The 16,856-nt window shown below is 55.9% G+C and carries 15 protein-coding genes and 1 tRNA gene; 5 read left to right on the forward strand and 11 right to left on the reverse strand.

The genetic code is table 11. The annotated features are described in order from the left end of the window. Positions 1 to 25: 25 nt before the first annotated feature. From guaB to HEP89_RS29755, 3 genes are all read right to left on the reverse strand, one after another. Positions 26 to 1,528 (reverse strand): IMP dehydrogenase, encoded by a 1,503-nt coding sequence (gene guaB, locus HEP89_RS22085; RefSeq protein WP_168693048.1) that lies wholly within the window; start codon positions 1,526 to 1,528, stop codon positions 26 to 28. Between the two features lie 204 nt (positions 1,529 to 1,732). Continuing rightward, the gene (locus HEP89_RS22090) at positions 1,733 to 2,440 is read right to left on the reverse strand and encodes an RlmE family RNA methyltransferase (RefSeq protein WP_022998673.1); all 708 of its coding nucleotides are present in this window, start codon (positions 2,438 to 2,440) and stop codon (positions 1,733 to 1,735) included. Continuing rightward, complete coding sequence (locus tag HEP89_RS29755; RefSeq protein ID WP_286201076.1) at positions 2,437 to 4,095, reverse strand: Ppx/GppA phosphatase family protein; 1,659 nt, start codon at positions 4,093 to 4,095, stop codon at positions 2,437 to 2,439. The genes HEP89_RS22090 and HEP89_RS29755 overlap by 4 nt, the downstream gene beginning before the upstream one ends. 343 nt (positions 4,096 to 4,438) lie before the next feature. Between HEP89_RS29755 and HEP89_RS22100 the strand changes: the two genes are divergently transcribed. Next, a tRNA-Gln gene (locus HEP89_RS22100) sits at positions 4,439 to 4,512 on the forward strand. Between the two features lie 76 nt (positions 4,513 to 4,588). Here the strand turns inward: HEP89_RS22100 and HEP89_RS22105 are convergent. The 5 genes from HEP89_RS22105 to HEP89_RS22125 are packed head-to-tail and all read right to left on the reverse strand — an operon-like array spanning position 4,589 to position 10,055. After that, positions 4,589 to 5,830: a hypothetical protein gene (locus HEP89_RS22105; protein ID WP_168693049.1), complete on the reverse strand. Its 1,242-nt coding sequence runs from the start codon at positions 5,828 to 5,830 to the stop codon at positions 4,589 to 4,591. A gap of 6 nt (positions 5,831 to 5,836) precedes the next feature. Further along, on the reverse strand, positions 5,837 to 6,562 hold the full coding sequence (locus HEP89_RS22110; protein ID WP_168693497.1) for a TfuA-like protein: 726 nt from the start codon (positions 6,560 to 6,562) through the stop codon (positions 5,837 to 5,839). Further along, a complete protein-coding gene (locus HEP89_RS22115; RefSeq protein ID WP_168693050.1) occupies positions 6,559 to 7,728 on the reverse strand; it encodes a YcaO-like family protein in 1,170 nt (389 codons plus the stop codon). The genes HEP89_RS22110 and HEP89_RS22115 overlap by 4 nt, the downstream gene beginning before the upstream one ends. 52 nt (positions 7,729 to 7,780) lie before the next feature. Then, positions 7,781 to 8,203 (reverse strand): hypothetical protein, encoded by a 423-nt coding sequence (locus tag HEP89_RS22120; RefSeq protein ID WP_168693051.1) that lies wholly within the window; start codon positions 8,201 to 8,203, stop codon positions 7,781 to 7,783. A gap of 25 nt (positions 8,204 to 8,228) precedes the next feature. Next, positions 8,229 to 10,055 (reverse strand): SARP family transcriptional regulator, encoded by a 1,827-nt coding sequence (locus HEP89_RS22125; protein WP_168693052.1) that lies wholly within the window; start codon positions 10,053 to 10,055, stop codon positions 8,229 to 8,231. A 282-nt stretch (positions 10,056 to 10,337) separates the two neighbouring features. Here HEP89_RS22125 and HEP89_RS22130 point away from each other — a divergent pair, with 282 nt between their 5' ends. Further along, a complete protein-coding gene (locus HEP89_RS22130) occupies positions 10,338 to 10,838 on the forward strand; it encodes a hypothetical protein (RefSeq protein WP_062488783.1) in 501 nt (166 codons plus the stop codon). 216 nt (positions 10,839 to 11,054) lie between these two features. On the opposite strand, the gene HEP89_RS22135 is transcribed toward HEP89_RS22130, so the two are convergent. The 3 genes from HEP89_RS22135 to doeA are packed head-to-tail and all read right to left on the reverse strand — an operon-like array spanning position 11,055 to position 14,147. Next, positions 11,055 to 11,783, reverse strand: a complete 729-nt coding sequence (locus HEP89_RS22135) for a GntR family transcriptional regulator (protein ID WP_062488784.1) — start codon at positions 11,781 to 11,783, stop codon at positions 11,055 to 11,057. Further along, positions 11,780 to 12,955, reverse strand: a complete 1,176-nt coding sequence (gene argE, locus HEP89_RS22140) for an acetylornithine deacetylase (RefSeq protein ID WP_197923273.1) — start codon at positions 12,953 to 12,955, stop codon at positions 11,780 to 11,782. Before argE ends, HEP89_RS22135 begins: the two co-directional genes overlap by 4 nt. A gap of 7 nt (positions 12,956 to 12,962) precedes the next feature. Beyond that, entirely contained in the window at positions 12,963 to 14,147 is a 1,185-nt protein-coding gene (gene doeA / locus HEP89_RS22145; protein WP_168693053.1) for an ectoine hydrolase DoeA, read from the reverse strand. A gap of 175 nt (positions 14,148 to 14,322) precedes the next feature. On the opposite strand from doeA, the gene eutB reads away from it, so the two are divergent. The 3 genes from eutB to HEP89_RS22160 are packed head-to-tail and all read left to right on the forward strand — an operon-like array spanning position 14,323 to position 16,848. Beyond that, positions 14,323 to 15,330 (forward strand): hydroxyectoine utilization dehydratase EutB, encoded by a 1,008-nt coding sequence (eutB, locus tag HEP89_RS22150; RefSeq protein WP_055654207.1) that lies wholly within the window; start codon positions 14,323 to 14,325, stop codon positions 15,328 to 15,330. After that, entirely contained in the window at positions 15,320 to 16,315 is a 996-nt protein-coding gene (locus HEP89_RS22155) for a cyclodeaminase (RefSeq protein WP_168693054.1), read from the forward strand. Before eutB ends, HEP89_RS22155 begins: the two co-directional genes overlap by 11 nt. Before the next feature lie 17 nt (positions 16,316 to 16,332). Further along, positions 16,333 to 16,848 carry an Lrp/AsnC family transcriptional regulator gene (locus HEP89_RS22160; protein ID WP_197923274.1) on the forward strand — a complete coding sequence of 172 codons (516 nt, stop codon included), beginning with the start codon at positions 16,333 to 16,335 and terminating at the stop codon, positions 16,846 to 16,848. Positions 16,849 to 16,856 lie beyond the last annotated feature (8 nt).

A 16,856-nucleotide genomic window follows, 5' to 3' on the forward strand; every position in this document is an offset into this window, starting at 1 on the left:
GCAAAGCGCCCCGATACCGAGAGGTTTAAACGTTGGACGGGTAATTTGGGCTTTCCCGTGTAATCGTCACATCATGGGCATGGCTTTCTCGCAGGCCTGCACCAGAGATCCGAACAAAACGTGCCTTTTCCTGAAAATCAGGAATGTTGCGGCCGCCAACATAACCCATGGCAGCCCTCAAGCCACCTGCCAGCTGATGCAGAACGCTGCCAAGCGCACCTTTGTATGGCACCTGACCTTCGATACCTTCCGGTACAAGCTTGAGACTGTCGCGTACTTCCGCCTGGAAATAACGATCGGCCGAGCCACGTGCCATGGCGCCGACGGACCCCATGCCCCGATAGGATTTGTAGGATCGTCCCTGGTGCAAATAGACCTCGCCCGGGCTTTCTTCAGTGCCTGCCAGAAGAGAGCCGACCATGACGGACGCCGCGCCGGCGGCAATCGCCTTGGCCAGGTCGCCAGAAAATTTGATGCCGCCATCGGCGACCACAGGTACGCCCTGCTTGTCCGCTTCGTTCACTGAATCCATGATGGCCGTTAGCTGCGGAACGCCGACGCCAGCGACAATTCGGGTGGTGCAAATGGAACCCGGGCCAATGCCGACTTTTACCGCATCTGCACCGGCATCAATCAAAGCCTTGGTTGCGTCACTGGTTGCAACGTTGCCTGCAAGTACCTGCACGGAATTGGAAAGGCTTTTTACCCGGCCGACCATGTCGAGGACCTTCTGGGAATGGCCATGGGCCGTGTCGACCACAAGTAGGTCCACACCTGCGTCGATCAGACGTTCTGCACGGGCAAATCCTTCTTCCCCGACGCTGGTTGCTGCCGCAACGCGTAACCGGCCCTGATCGTCCTTGGACGCATTCGGATTGAGCTGCGCCTTTTCCATGTCCTTGACGGTGATGAGACCGATGCAGTTCCGGTTGTCATCCACGACCAGAAGCTTTTCGATGCGGTTCTGATGGAGGAGCCGCTTGGCATCATCCTGGCTGACGTTCTCGTTGACAGTGACGAGACCGTCCTTCGTCATCAGTTCATGGATTTTCTGGTCGGGATTGGAAGCAAACCGCACGTCCCTGTTTGTCAGGATGCCAACCAGCTTGCCAGTGGCCTGACCACCTGATCCGCCGTTTTGAACGACCGGAACGCCGGAAATGCCATACCGTTTCATCAGCTCAAGAGCGTCCTGCAGGGTCGCATCCGGCCCGATGACCAGCGGATTGACCACCATCCCGGATTCGAACTTCTTGACCATCCGGACCTCTTCGGCCTGCTGGTCGAGAGAAAGGTTGCGGTGAATGACGCCAATGCCACCTGCCTGAGCCATGGCGATTGCCAGACGGCCTTCGGTAACTGTGTCCATCGCCGACGAGATGATCGGAATATTGAGTTCAAGTTCCCGTGTGACCCGGGTGCGCAGGTCTACTTCACCCGGCATGACTTCCGAGTGGCCAGGGATCAGCAAGACATCGTCGAACGTCAGGGCTTGCTGTCCAGTGGTAGGGACATAGAAGGATGCCATTGCCAATTCCCCTTTGTAAAAAAATAGCTGAGACGCACGCTTTGATCAAAAGCCTGCATCTTTCGAGTCGCTTCGGCTGTGCCGGAGAAGTTGGCGCGGGTCAATAACACGCAGGTGACAGAAAGAAAAGGGGGTGACGCCCGCTATGAGGCGTTCCCCCTGTCTGTCTCGGCAAACCGGCTTCCCGGTCGACTTGAAAACGGTTCAGTCCGGATCAAGATCACTTCCGCGAAAGCCCTTCGCGATCACATACAGTTCCGGGCTTTCCTTGCGACTCGCCGGCGGTTTCAGATGGGCGACCGATTTGAATTCGCGTTTCAGGTCGTTAAGCAGTGCATTTTCCGTCCCGCCCCGAAAAACCTTCGCCAGGAACGAGCCACCCGGAACGAGGTTGCGTCTCGCGAAATCGATTGCGATCTCGAATAGATGCGTCGTGCGCAAATGGTCGGTCTGCTTGTGGCCGGTGGTCGGCGCCGCCATGTCGGACAGAACGACATCGGGCTTGTGGCCACCGAGCGCTTCCAGCAAGGCGGCTGGAGCATCGTCGTCCAGGAAGTCTTTTTGCAGGAATGTCGTTCCTCGCACGTGGTCCATTTCCAGATAGTCGATCCCGACCACCTTGGGCGCTTCCACGGAGGACTGTACCCTTTCCACCGCAACCTGACACCAGCCACCTGGTGCGCAACCAAGGTCGACCACCCGGTAACCGGGTTTCAGCAATTTGTGCTTGTCGTCGATCTCTATCAGCTTGTAGGCAGCTCGCGACCTGTAACCATCCATCTTCGCGCGGCGCACGTATGGATCGTTCAATTGCCTCTGCAGCCAACGCGTGGAGGATTCGCGCCGACCAGCGGACGTCTTCACCTTGACGTGGAGACCTCGGTCGCCTGTTCCCTTTTTGCCCTGACTCATGTTCTGTTCCCTTGGCGCCCGCGATTATGCCGGGAGCCGTTTTTGCGGTGCGACCAGACACCATCGGCCGCCATCAATTCTGTAAGAATGCCTTCGCGAAGTCCTCTGTCCGCGACGCGCAGACGTGAGCAACTCCAGCGGCGGCGGATAGCTTCCAGGATGGCACAACCTGCCAGAACAAGATCAGCCCTATCCGCACCAATGCATGGATTATCTACGCGTGCCTCATAAGGCATGTCGCGCAGCTGATCAATCATTCTGGAGACGTCCCCATCTTCCAGCCAGGTTCCGTCGACCCTGCGCCTGTCATAACGTTTCAGGCCCAGATGGACACCGGCCAGTGTGGTGACCGTACCAGATGTTCCGAGCATATGGACCCTGCCCGACGCGATAGCTTCGGTCAGGTTATTAGCAAGATTGAACGCTGCCAGATGTTCGGCGGCATCTTCAATCATGGCTTCGAAGATATCCGGTGTCACGTGAACACCGCCGTGCCTCTCTGCAAGGTTGACGACGCCGACCGGCAACGAGATCCAGGACCGGATGAAGCGGGTCAATGCATAGCCCCGCGCGCCACATCGGTTGCGCAGGTCCAGCCAGACGATCTCCGAGGACCCTCCGCCGATATCGAACAGAATCACACCATCGGCGTCGTGATCCACAAGCGAAGCGCATCCGGCGACTGCCAGGCGAGCTTCTGTCTCGCGGTTAACGACCTCGAGCGCCAAACCTGTCTGCGCCTTCACCCTTTCGATGAAGTCAGCACCATTTTCGGCTGCCCGGCAGGCCTCTGTCGCGATAAGCCTTGAGCGAGCAACCCCTCTGTCGGCAAGTTTCCGATGGCATTGGGCAAGAGCATCGATTGCCCGCTCCATGGCCGCATCGCTCAACATTCTGTTCGAGCCGACACCTTCTCCGAGGCGCACTATTCGGGAATAGGCGTCGACTACACGAAATCCGCGATCTTCAGGTCTGGCAATCAAAAGACGGCAATTGTTGGTCCCAAGATCAAGCGCGGCATAAAGCGGTGAGTTGTTCCTGCCCGCAGACCGATCATATGGTGCAGGATTACGAGAACCGTCGACCTGTCCCTTCCGGCTTGCTGACGGGCGATTTTCACCATCCCGACGCACGCGCAATTCATGATTACGGTGGGAGGCTGTATCAGTACTCTTTTCGAGTGTCTTTGGGCTGACAACGATGTCGTCGTCGTTTGTCCTTGCAACAGGTGCTGATTCTGCTCCGTTGGCGGACTGTTTGCGCCGTCGGCCGCGTCTACGGGCTGCCTTCTTTCCCTTCAGGCTCGTCGTGGTGTCAGGTTGTCGTTCCGCACCATCTTGGTTCAGTCCGCCTGCCTGGACGTTTTGCACGACCTCACCAACGGCTGCCCGCCCGCGCTTCCGTTTTTTGCGACGTTTCTGGGAAGTGGACGCACCCTCACCCTTTCGCGCAGGCTGTTCCTGCGCGGCGAGTGCTTGATCGACGGGTCCGGTCACAGCACTGGACGGAATTCGCCCGTCCGTATCAGGCACTCCGTTGACGACACTGTTTGCCTGTGTCGCAGAGTTGCCTTTGGGGCGCTTGCCAGACTTGCGCTTTCGGCGTCGTCTGGATGTTCCCCCGGGCTCCCTGGGAGCCCCGCTGGTTCCGGACACATCAGGGGTACGACGCCCTTTCTCGGGCGGTTCCTGACCTGACTGAGTCACGTTTTTGCCTTTCAGATCTCCAGTGCTGCCGCCGTTTTTCAAGGGGCGCTGCTGGGGACTGCGTCTTTCGTTGACAAAACTGTAACAGGTTGCCCCTCGCCGGAAAAGCTTTCCTTGAAACGAATGCATACAGTCTTTCGCGAGACTTTCCACAGGCATGCAATTTCACAAAAAAGTCGTCGACGGGTCTTGCAATCGTGAATGTGATGGATGTATATGCGGCACACCAATCGAGAGCGACCAATCATTTCGCCCTGTACCGACGATTGGCAGCTCGCCTTATGAGCATTGTTGGGGAATAGGTTAACGGTAGACCCACGGACTCTGACTCCGTTAGTCCTGGTTCGAATCCAGGTTCCCCAGCCAAACTCTTCTTCTGAAAAAACTAGCCTGATGCAGAAGACACACGTGTCCGTGTCGGTTTACATCTAGTTCCGTTTGATCAAGTTGCCTGCCGTCTGATTACCTTGGTGGCACAGCGCAATGCGCCATTTGCATGGGCAAGGCTTTCCCAGCCGAAGACCAGTTTGGGATCGAAGCCGAGACCCTTCCAGATCCTGGCGTTCTCCGCATCGAATTCCGTGAATCTGCTGTCTTCGCCGAAGCATGGCAACCACATGATTGGTTTGCCATTTCCCTCTCGTACCGCATTTTCCAGAAGAACGTTGTTGTAGAGTCGCGGCCTGACTGCGTTCTTTACGTCGACCCCAAAGGGAACTGGATTGCGGATGATTTCGAAACCCTGGTCCCTCAACCAATGTTCCGACGCATCGAGAAGTCTCTTTTCCCGCTTTGCCTTGCTGATGGCTTCTGGGGCCACGGCCACCGGGTCTGCCAGCAATAACAAGTGCTTGCCGTTGTGGCGCAAACCTGTTGGAGAAACATATCTGTCGACATGGCTTTCGCACCGCTCAATGGTCGTAACCAGATCCGGCCGCAAATGAGAAAATGAAAGGTCTACGAGCAGATCATTCGCTGTTTGCCAGTCCAGGTCTCCCTCACGGTTAGAATCTGCAGTGTTCTTGCCGGCCCTGTTTTTATGAGTATCGACGGTGGGTTTTTCGAACAGATCTTGTCTTCGGTATCCCCAATAGCAGACAGGTCTGTTATCGAGTTCACCGATACGCCGATCTGCGGCAAGCAAAGTGCTCTCACCGCCATACTTGTTGGAGGCTGATCTCAGCCGGCTTGTGTGACCGATGAGACGAAAGCCCTCACCAACGATCTGGTCTCCACCCGGCAAAAAGAGTGGGAGATCGTGGCAGGCGACAGAGAGTTGTTCGGCCAGTAACCTCGGCAAGATGCCCCTGGGCCAGTCGCATGCTGGAGCGGCAATCCGCAGGTCGTTGCCTCGCATTTGTACCAGGATGGAATCCTGTGCCCAAATATCTGCACTTTCAAGCGGCATAGCGCCTGCCACGACAATGTCATAGCGACACTCGGTTTGTGTTTCGATCCAGCTTCTTGCAGCCACCTCGTTAAATGAATCTGCAAATACCAGGATTGAAACGCTCGAAGGCATGGCCTTGAGCAAATTTCCGATCGCGGCGAGTATCTTTTCGGCGTGAGGATTGCCGGGATCAAAGACCTTTTGAGGTAGTGAGATCGCTATCGTTTCAATCAGACCGCCACAATCCGGCACGATTGACCATGTGGTCCTGGCTTTTAGAATCTCCATTTTCATTAGCTGTCACCTGCCGAGAACTTCTTTTTCAAGTGACTTGAGAAAAAGGGTGTTCTGTATCTTCCAACTGTCCTGACCATCATGCGTCTCAATCTCGATGTTCTCTTTCAGATTGGTCAGGAGCTTTTGAGCGTCTTGCCGTTTCAAGCTCTGCTCGAACTCAGGCAGGCACTTCAGAAAGTGAGCGCTTTCAGCTTCGGAAAGTCCTGTTTCGCTGAGCACGCGCACCCAGGTGCGCGTGGAAAAATGCAGACCGGTTGCAGCTTTCAGCAATGCATCATGTGCACTTTCGGCAATGAACCCGCCTTTCAAAGCTGCAGAAAGCGTCGCCTCCGCATCCACCAGCGCCAGTGTCAGCGGGCAATAGCCCAGTTCTGCCGGAGCGTGCGAAACAGCAACATCGGCATCCGATTGACGCCTTCCCGTTTGATAGTCTGTAAAAATTGCCCCAACACCAACCATCCCGAATGGGAAACACTCTGCAGCCCGTAATGCGCCCATGCTGGCCGCGCCGTACACCTGGCACCCCTCCTGTAGGGCGAACAGGATTTCCTTGTGCCAGACAGAAGGGGTGGAGTTGAAGTAACCATCAATCAATCCGATCACGCGGCGCCCCTGCCCCACGGCTCGCAGAATGTCTCCGCGTGCGGCAGGTGGGAATACGTCCAGGCCGTCAAAAAGATCGCCGGCCAAGCCGTGAACGCTCGGTCCTGCAAAAACGACGGGTTTCAACATGCAGTGCTCAGCACTTCCGTCGTCAGCAGTATCGAGTTCATGGACATTTCGGAGAAGCTGCCGGAATGCGCGTCAAGGCCTGTGACGATCGTCCTCACCACGTGAACGTCCGGGACCGGCGATTTGAGCGGAAACATGTAGGCATCTTCAATGCCGGCCGCCCGCATCAGCTTCAGGACATCCTGCCACCCCATGGACGACTGCCTTGCAGGGCGGAACTCAGCCTCAAGTTTGGCAAGAGGAATGAGTGGTGGCTGGTTCCTGGCTACGCCATCCTTGGACTGCTGAAAACGATCCATCGCAAGGTCGTCGCGCGCACCGGCGATGTCCGTCAGACGTGACTGCACCGCTTCAAGCAAGGCTGCGAGTATCGCCTCGGCAACGTTCGTCCGGCAGGCAATTCCGGCAGGAGCACGCGAAATGACACCGGATGGCCCATTCACCTGCCGCGAGATGACAGCGGCAATGACCGGAAGTTTCACGCGTCCTGGAAGGGCGTATATGTGAAGATCAAGCCCGGCTTTTGAGACCTTTTCCAGAATGGCGTCTAGATCGGCGTTCGCGCCCTCGTAGTCGGTGACCTCCCGGATGTTGTTTACGAACAAACCGAAAGTATCGACCACGCTGGAGGCGTCATGTTCCACGAGTTCAAGCAGGGCGTGTTCGATGGCCTTGTCGATCGAGAAATGTGCCGCCAACCCCTGGGATGTCATACGGAAGGCATGACGGTCCCAAGGCATGTCGCTACGCATGTCCATCCCGACCAATTCGTAGGGTGCGAAGCGTTGCTCGCCGGAAATCAGGGACGTTCCAGGAACCCAGGCGCGCTGGCGGGTCGGGTCGAGCTGATGCGGGTTGACCCTTGCTAGATCAAAGAACGGAATGACGCTCCTTTGCTGGCGCGCCATGTCTTCGATCGTCGCGAACTCCGTGACGTGCTGTCGAGGTTGTTCGGCGACAGCACATTCCACGGCTTCCATGATCGCTGAAATCTTCGCCTGATCGTCGGTCACACCTTTTCCCTGGGAAACGGAAAGAGACCTGGAATTCGGCCTGGTTGCGAACCAGACCGGTATCCCGATCGTGTCCAGCCCGGTGATCTCACCCAATCTGGTAATGCCGTAGCTGCGCAGGAATTGCGGAGAGAAAGGATCGGATTGCACAGCGAATACCTCCTGTAGCGGTGCGATTTTGTCAGTCAGGCCGCCTTCAGGATCAATCGTCTGAAAGCACGGCATCCTGAAGCGTGTCGGTATTTCCGGAATCAGAACCGGAGCCGGTCTTGGAAACCGGATCCTGGATTGGTGCCCAGCTCAGCCTGTTGAGGTCCCAATCGCTGTCATCGACATCAGTGAGGAAGGCAAAATCGACATCCGAGATCGTGCTGCCCTGTTTGATTGCCTGGTAGATACCTTCCGACTCGACCTGGCTGAGGCTTGTTTCCGGATTGCCGTCACTTTCGGCGAACAGGACGCGGGCAGCAGCGGCGATGCGTGCATAGCCGTCGACACCTGCATTTTGCGCTTCGTAGGCCAGAATTGTCTGGTGCGACACACGAGATACGCGCAGCGGATCCATCCGCAAAAAAACAACTCCATGACCGCGTTTTCCGATCACGTAAAATGACGAATTAGGCATAATTTTCTCCTGTAAATGGGTTTACTTAGTCGAAGCCGGCGAGTTTCAGACCTTCCAGAAAGATCTTGTTGTTCTCTGGATTCTTGTCTGGTTGGAAGCGAACGATTTCCTGTGCGGTCATCCCCGGATAGACGTCCATGAGACGCCGCGCATATTGCCTTGCGCTCTCGATTTGCCCGTCGAGAGCGAGGCTTGCCGTCAGGACGCGCAATGCGGGTTCCTCGTCGTCCATCTGCTTGCACAGCCGGACCGCCTCTGCGTAGTCGGCCAGCTTGAAGGCAATGCTCGCACCCGCCCACCAGTAGATGTCCGGTGCAAGTGGATTGAGATCGATCGCGTGCTTGAAACGCTTCCAGGCGTCCTTGGGCTTGCCGAAATGCGCAAGCGCATCTGCGTGCTGTATGAGCAGATCCGAAGAGTTTGGGCTCAAGGTCTCGGCTTCCTGAAACTTGGCTTCCGAGGTCGTGTAATCACGTTGGTAAAGCGCGATGACCGCAGCCATCCAGTAGCCGATACCGGCCGTCGAATCGATCTCGATGGCTGCGTCCGCTTCCGCCTTGGCGCGGTGAAGAAGGTGCGGATCCGTCCCCCCGAGCAGCAACCATTCCAGTTGCATTGTCTGCGCTATGCGAGCGCGGGCGATGGACAAATCCTTGTCGTACGTGAGACCTTGCCGGAATTCCTTTCTGGCCCGGCGTATCATGCTCAGATTACAGGTCTTGATGAGGTTCTGTCCCCGCAAGACGTGCAGATAGCTCTGGGCATTGATCGACCGACCGGAGTCGAGCATCTGTCGCTCGATCTGCTGGGCGAGATTGGCTGCCACGGTTTTTGCAAGAAGCCGGAAGGTATAGTGAAGGTCCTCCGGCTCCATCGAATACTCCGCAGACCAGATGATCTCCCCTGTGCCGTCATCGATAACGGTAAAGGAAATCTTTTGGCTGCCCGGAAGCAGAAAACTCTGCACGGAGTAGTTGGACCGAATTTTTTCCCAGTTGCTTAAATTGCCGCCGCGAAAGTCACGCATCGTACTGAACGGCGAGACCACGACAAATGTCTTGAATCTGGAGAAACTGTTCGCGACATCCTCGACGAATGCCTCGGCAAGCTGCGCATCCGGATGTTGATCGATGTGGCGGGGCGACGAAAAGGCAACGCGCGGAACCGGTGGTTTGGGAGGTGCCGGACGCTCCTCAACCGGTTTGACCCCCGTCGGTGCGACCCAGACAGTTCCTGAAGACTTGCCGCTTGTATTGCCAGGTACGCGAGGCAAGGCAGGATTGAGAACCGAATTCATCAACCGGTCGATACGATCGACGCCATCCTGATCGCCACACCTGCCATAAGCTTTTGAAATGATACGATAGCATTCGGGGCTGTCAGGTTCGAAAGCCAGAAGCCGATCAGCGATCTTGCCGATGTTGCCGCCACGATCCGCTCCGAAGCGTGTTGTTTCCTCAAGGGCTGCTGCTGCTCTGTTAAACAGCTTCTCCCTCAGGCTCGCGCGCTCGGTCAGCAGCCAAAGGTTCAGCTGTTCACCTTCGAACTCCATGCCATCAAGCAGTTCACCGGTGAACTGCTCTATCCCGGACATCATGCCTTCAAGGTCGGTAGCCTTGCAGGACTGGAGAAAAGCGGACAGATCGGAACTTTGCGCCCCGGGCCCAAGACTGATTCTGGTCTGGGTCGTTTCAATGAGCGGTCCGGCTTCGGGCTGCCTGCTTTGAACCCTCACAAGCAGTTGCCTGAGGTTTGCCATGGCCCTGGTTTGGGCGACATCCTCCCAAAGCAGGGCAGCCGCCTTTTGACGCGCAAGCTCGTTGCCAGGAACAAGCAACAATACTGCAAGCAACGCGTATCCCTTGGCAGGAAACGGGGTATTCCGCGAGTAATACACTGACGGAACGCCAAGTAGTCGAATATTAGTGCCTGAACTACTTTTATTCATCACGTTGCCCCCTGGTAATTTTTTCTAACACAGTTCCCCCCACAGAAGAACACCACTGCCGTGACGGAGTCACGCCTGTGTGACGGCGCTATTGGGAATGTAGCTTTGCCGAAGGGACGAAGAGTGATCACACTTCGCGGCCAATAGCAAAAAACTACGTATTATCAGATAGTAAGGAAACCATTCATGTCTGGTAAGATCTCCTTCAGGAGGACCTATGCGGGGTACGGAGACAATGTACGACCATTTGAAAGGGCTAACGACATAGGATCCGTTATTACGGAATTTCTTTGGTACGAAGGTTCTCCATTTTATCCTCTTGGCGATTTGATCTCCGCAAATATCAGTTCTGTCTGGCTTGGTGCGGGAGAGCCGACGAAAGACGATGAAGACAATCTGGATCTCGTTTTCAAAATGCCTGAAAGCGACGGGGGCAATTTTTTCGAAATCGTCCTCAGGTCCAGCGGTGGCACTTCTTATGGCGGCTGGGCCTGGGGTCAGGATCTGGAAGTAACCGACACAGTGGTTTCCGGTCACAGAGTGCTTGTCGCTCATGCAAACGAACTTAGTGTATTTCTCGAATATTCTCTCGAAAAAGGAAAATACGTTCAGCGAAACGTAGAATCCGATTGCAAGATCACGACTTCTACAGTCAGAAAACTGACGAAAATGGCAAAGAGACACTGATTTTTTTAGGAATAACTAGGCACACCGAGCGTATTTGAGGTGAAAACGCCGCTTTTGTTTGAGGCCATTGAAAGAATTAACCGTTCAAAGAAGTTCGTTCATCTTCTTTGAAAGCCCGGGCCGCTCCCGGAAGCAACTGATTGTATCCCACCACAATCGCTTCCGGGGGCGGTCTTATTCGTTCAACCAACCCCGGAAGTTCCAAGAAGCCCTTGGCTAACCGGCCATCCGGTCGGTGCTTTGTCGTGTAGCGGTTTTCAGTCGGTTGAACCCCATGGAGAGATGTGCTCGCCTAATCAAGGCTGCGGCCTGGAAGTCTCCAAGTCGCACAGCATTCGAAATTTCCGCGATTTCGCCACAGAAGATGGCGACCTCTGTTGGCAGGTCCTTCTCATCTATCAAAGTCAGCCAGATGCGACAGGTCTTGTAGAACAGCTTTTCAGAAACCTCGCGCAGCGGCATGTTCAGTGTGAGCTGCAAAAAGGCCTGAAAGAAATCGATATTGAGTCGGGCAAAAACCGCACGATCCGGCGTTGAGCTCAATCGCTCCGCCCGAATTTTGAGACTGTTGAATGTGGCTTCCAGTTCCGAGTCGAGAGACCGCGGGCCCAACCTGCCGGTCAATTCATTCAACTCAAGCCTGAGTTCATAGACCTGCGCCAGTTCTTCCAGATCCACTTCAGTCACAAGTGTGCCTACGCCTTGCTGCGACAACAGCAGCCCGTCTGCTTCGAGTATCTGCAGTGCCTTGCGCAATGGCGAGCGACTGACACCGAATTCCGATGCCAATGCCTCTTCACTCAGTTGCATTCCAGGAGGATAGACAAGCATGCAGATCCGGTCTCTCAGAACGGAATACATGATCTGAAACCGTTCCTGGGCGCTTGCGGCCTGGTTCAACAGGTCTGCAACGTCGGCCGTCGCTGTTATGTCCTGATCGGTCATGAGGCCTGTAACAAGGTCCTTTCCAGTCCCGTGAGCATGTCGAGACATTTTTCGAGCTGGTCAACGGCCAGATATTCATCAGGCTTGTGCGCCTGTGCGATGGAGCCCGGGCCACAAACCACAACGGAAAGCCCCAGGGCCTGAAACAACCCGGCCTCAGTGCCAAATGAAACGACATCACACAGGTTTGCGCCAGTGAGCGATGTAACGATGTCCCTTGCTTCGTTTTCCGGCATCACGGCCAGTCCGGCGACTTCTCCTATAATTTCGGTGACAATCTCAGCATCGGGATAGACGGACGTCATTTGAGGCAACAGCACGTCCTGGCAATAGGCTTCGAGGGCAGACTTTATCTCAAGTGCGTCCTGCATCCGAACCGGGCGCATTTCCCACTCCACCGCGCAATGCCGAGCAATGACATTGCGTGCAGAGCCGCCGTCTATCCGGCCAACCTGAAGTGTGGTCCATGGCGGTGAGTAGCGCTCGCTGTCCGGACCTGACTTGTCCTTCATGGTTTCTGCCAGCTCCATCATCCTGGTGATGAATGCGGCGGCGACGTGGATAGCGTTGACACCCTTGTCCGGTTCGGAGGCATGCCCATCGGTGCCGTGGAACGCTGTCGTATATTCGTAACACCCCTTGTGCCCCTCAATGACCCGCATTTCCGTCGGCTCACCAATAATCGCTACGGAAGGACGAATATCACTGCGCTTCAGTTCCTCAACCAGATGCCTTGCGCCAAAGCAGCCGACTTCCTCATCATAGGTCAAGGCGACATGCAGCGGACGTTTCAGGTCGAGTAGCGCATAGTCCTGCGATTTCGCGAGGACCGCAGCGATATAGCCTTTCATGTCGCAACTGCCTCGCCCGTACAGCAAGCCGCGTTCTTCACGCATCTGATACGGGTTGCTGGTCCATTCCACGGGATCTGCCGGGACGACGTCCGTGTGCCCTGACAAGACAATTCCGCCGGAGACATTTGGGCCAATTGTTGCGAACAGGTTGGCTTTCTTGCCGGTCGCATCCTTGGATACCGTCACTTGAGCACCAGCTTCACGAAGCAGGGTCGCGGCAAAGCTGATCAATTCAAGATTGCTGTCTGCCGAAACCGTCGGAAAACCGATCAGGCGATCCAGTATGGAAATCGTCCGGGTCAACAAGTCCGAGCGCATATTCACCTCAGGACTTCACGAACAATCTGCGGGGCCTGTTGCACAGGCATTCTGCAGGCCCGTTTTCCTTGATGAGGATGCTCTCGGTGATTTCCAGTCCCCACCCATCCATCCAAAGCCCCGGCATGAAGTGAAAGGTCATGCCGGGCTTCAGAACGGTGTTGTCTTCTTCGCGAATGGAAATTGTGCGTTCGCCCCAATCAGGTGGATAGGAAATGCCGATCGGGTACCCTGCCCGCGCGCCACGCTCGATCCCCGCGGCCTCAAGAGGTTTCGCCAATGCACGTGCGATGTCACCCGCGGTATTGCCGGCCCTTGCGGTGTCCAGGCCGGCTTCGAGCCCCTCGACCAACGCCTTCTCGGCATCAAGCAGGTACTGTTCCGGCTTGCCAAGGAAAACGGTGCGGCACAACGGGGCATGATAGCGGCGAAAACAGCCGGAAAGTTCGAAAAATGTCGCCTCCCCTTCCTGCATGAAACGTCCGTCCCACGTCAGGTGCGGAGCGGACGCATCCGCGCCACTGGGAAGCAGCGGCACGATAGCCGGGTAGTCCCCCCAGGCGTCATCCAATCCTCGGATGGCGTCGGCGTAGATCTCTGCAACAAGGTCGGCCTTGCGCATACCCGGCACAACACGCTCCAAGACGCCGTCCATGATTTTCTCGGAAATCCTGGCTGCCTTGCGCATGAACACGAGTTCTTCGTCGGATTTGACCGCCCTCAACCAGTTGACCATGCTTGTGGCGTCGATGAATTCAGCGTTCGGCATCTCACTCTGCAGCGTCAGGAACGCCTTGGCCGAGAAGTAGTAGTTCTCAAGTTCAACGCCAATCCTCTTGTTCGCGTACCCCCTCAATTCCAGCAGCCTGGCAAGGTCCTGCATGGGGTGGCGTTCAGACGACTGAATGAAATGATCGGCGTAGGAAGCGACGCGTGCGTCGTCCATCCAGACAGTTCGACGGGCACCATTGGCATCTTGCCTGCGTCCCCACCAGATCGGTTCTTCGTCCAGAAAGACAACGACCCCCTGATGCACATAGAAAGACCATCCGTCATAGCCAGTGGTCCAGGCCATATTGGAAGGGTCCTCGAGAAACAGGACATCTATTCCCCGTTTGGACATGTCGGTACGGACAAGATCGAGACGGCGTTGATACTCGGCACTGCTGAAAGGAAGGTCGTGACCTGGCATGATTGGGCCTCGTCGTTTATTTGTACACAAATAAGAACTCAGCCATTTCAGAAATCAAGAAAATAAACACATTCAAACATCATCACTTGCACTTTATGGGTCATTTGTACACAAATGAGGATGTTCCCCCTTGCAGGATCTTCATGATGACCACGAGCGATACCGGAAACAGTCCATGCAACTGACGCTTACGGATATTTTCGAAGCGCGAAGAGCCATCGCCGGGCGAGTGGTCAGGACACCCCTCCTGCCCTCGCGATTCATGACAGAACAAACCGGACAGCCATTTTTCCTGAAGATGGAGACGATGCAGCCAACAGGCGCGTTCAAGTTGCGCGGTGCGACGAATGCGGCCCGCAATGCGCCCGAAGGCACCACGACGCTCACATGCTGTTCGACCGGAAATCATGGCCGCGGAGTTGCCTATGCGGCACGGGAACTTGGTTTGAACGCCGTGATCTGCATGTCATCCCTGGTTCCGCAGACCAAGCTGGATGGCATCAGAGCCCTTGGGTCTGAAACTCGCATCGTCGGCAACAGCCAGGACGATGCCCTTGCCGAGTGCCGTAAGCTGGGTCAGGCAACCGGCGTCTTTGAAATCTCACCGTTCGACGATCCATACGTGATTGCAGGCCAAGGCACCATCGGACTTGAGATTCTGGAAGATGTTCCAAACCTCGACACCCTTTTGGTCCCCCTGTCAGGAGGCGGGCTTGCCGCGGGTGTCGCGCTTGCCGCAAAATCCATTAACCCACAGGTCCGTGTTGTCGGACTGACCATGGACAGAGGCGCGGCGATGAAAACATCGATCGACGCCGGCCGGCCAGTGGAAGTGCCAGAGGTAGCAAGCCTCGCGGATTCGCTTGGAGGCGGCATAGGCCTCGACAACCGGCTTTCCTTCGCAATGTGCCGGGATCTTCTGGACGAGATCATTCTGGTAACTGAAGGCGAAATCTACCGGGCCATGCAGGCTCTTTACTACGAGGATAGTCATGTCGCGGAAGGCGCTTGCGTGGTTGGCATTGCAGCAATCCTGGCCGGAAAGCTGACCGCGCCAAAAGGTCCGGTCGCAACGATTATTACGGGTCGAAATGTCGACATGGTTCAATTCACAAAAGTCATGACCGGTCAGGACGTTATGCTTGGGGACTATCTGTTGGAGGGAAAACCTTATGGCGCATGAAATCAGGTTGGTGAACGAGGCCGATCTGCGCCGGGCTGTTCATCTTGATCTTGAAGTCATCGACTGCATTGAAAAAGCATTTGCAAAGCTGGCAACCGGAACAGTCGTTATGCCTCCCGTGTTGTCCATGGCCCTGCCGGAGGTGAATGCGGAAGTTGATGTGAAAACCGCCTACGTGCCAGGTCTCGATGGTTTCGCGATCAAGGTATCTCCTGGCTTTTTCAACAACCCTGCTCTCGGGCTTTCAAGTCTCAACGGGTTGATGGTGCTTTTTTCAGCGCAAACCGGTCTGGTTCAGGCTGTCTATCTGGACAATGGTTATCTGACCGACATCCGCACGGCTGCAGCCGGAGCGGTTGCGGCACGCCACCTTGCGCCTGCAGTCGTTTCAACGATCGGCATTTTGGGAACCGGCGTTCAGGCCAGGTTGCAGCTGATTGCGGCGGCAAAGGTACGGCCTGCGGAAAGGGCGCTGGTCTGGGGACGAGACCGTGACAAGGCCAGATCCCTGGCAAAGGATATGTCTGCAGCGCTCGGGATAGACGTGGTCGCAACCGAGGATCGGCAGCAACTGGTTGCCGACAGCCAACTTGTCGTCACCACGACCCCTGCGAAGGAGGCTATCCTGGGCGCGGATTGTCTGCATCCCGGCTTGCATATCACTGCAATGGGATCTGATCAGGAGGACAAGAATGAACTTGCCCCGGAGATCCTGGCTAAGGCCGATGTCCTGGTCTGCGATCGGATAAGCCAATGCGAAAAACTCGGAGAGCTGCGTTCCGCCCTTGCGACCCGCACCTTGCAGGATGTGAGCCGTGTACGTGAACTCGGTGAGATTGTTTCAGGCAAGGCGCAAGGCAGGACTTGTGATGCTGATATCACCGTCTGCGATTTGACCGGCACCGGCGTTCAGGATACGGCCATTGCCACGCTGTCTCTTGGCAAGGTCAAGAAGGCAAATGCGGGCACGATGCTCGTTTCCTGAACCGGCAAGAGACATTGATGCTGAAACTGGACAATCGAGACCTGGAAATCCTGAAGGTACTTTCCGAGGAAGGACGCATTTCCAAAGCGGATCTCGCAAAGCGTATAAATCTTAGTCCGAGCCCGTGCTGGAAGCGCCTTGAGAGGCTTGAGGCTGCTGGAATCATCGAGGGATATGGCGCGCGTTTCTCGCTCAAGAATATCGCGCCTCATGTCACCGTTTTCGTGACGCTCGAACTGGAACATCACCGCGCCGAATATTTTCAGGCCTTTGAGCGGGCAATCCGCAATTGCGATGAAGTCGTTGCCTGCTGGGCGATCGGTGGCGGGCTCGATTATCTGATGCAGACCGTCACGCGTGACATCGACAGCTATCAGCGGTTCATGGATGCCCTGCTGGACCGTGGCCTTGGCGTCGTTCGCTACTTCACTTACGTGGTGACAAAACCGGTGAAACAGAGCGCTGCTCCAGCACTCGATATGTTGCTGGCCGGGATGCTTGGAACAGATACGACTGCTGAACACTCCGAATAAGAACGAAA

The organism is Labrenzia sp. 5N (assembly GCF_012395805.1).
GTDB classification, from domain to species: Bacteria; Pseudomonadota; Alphaproteobacteria; order Rhizobiales; family Stappiaceae; genus Roseibium; species Roseibium algicola.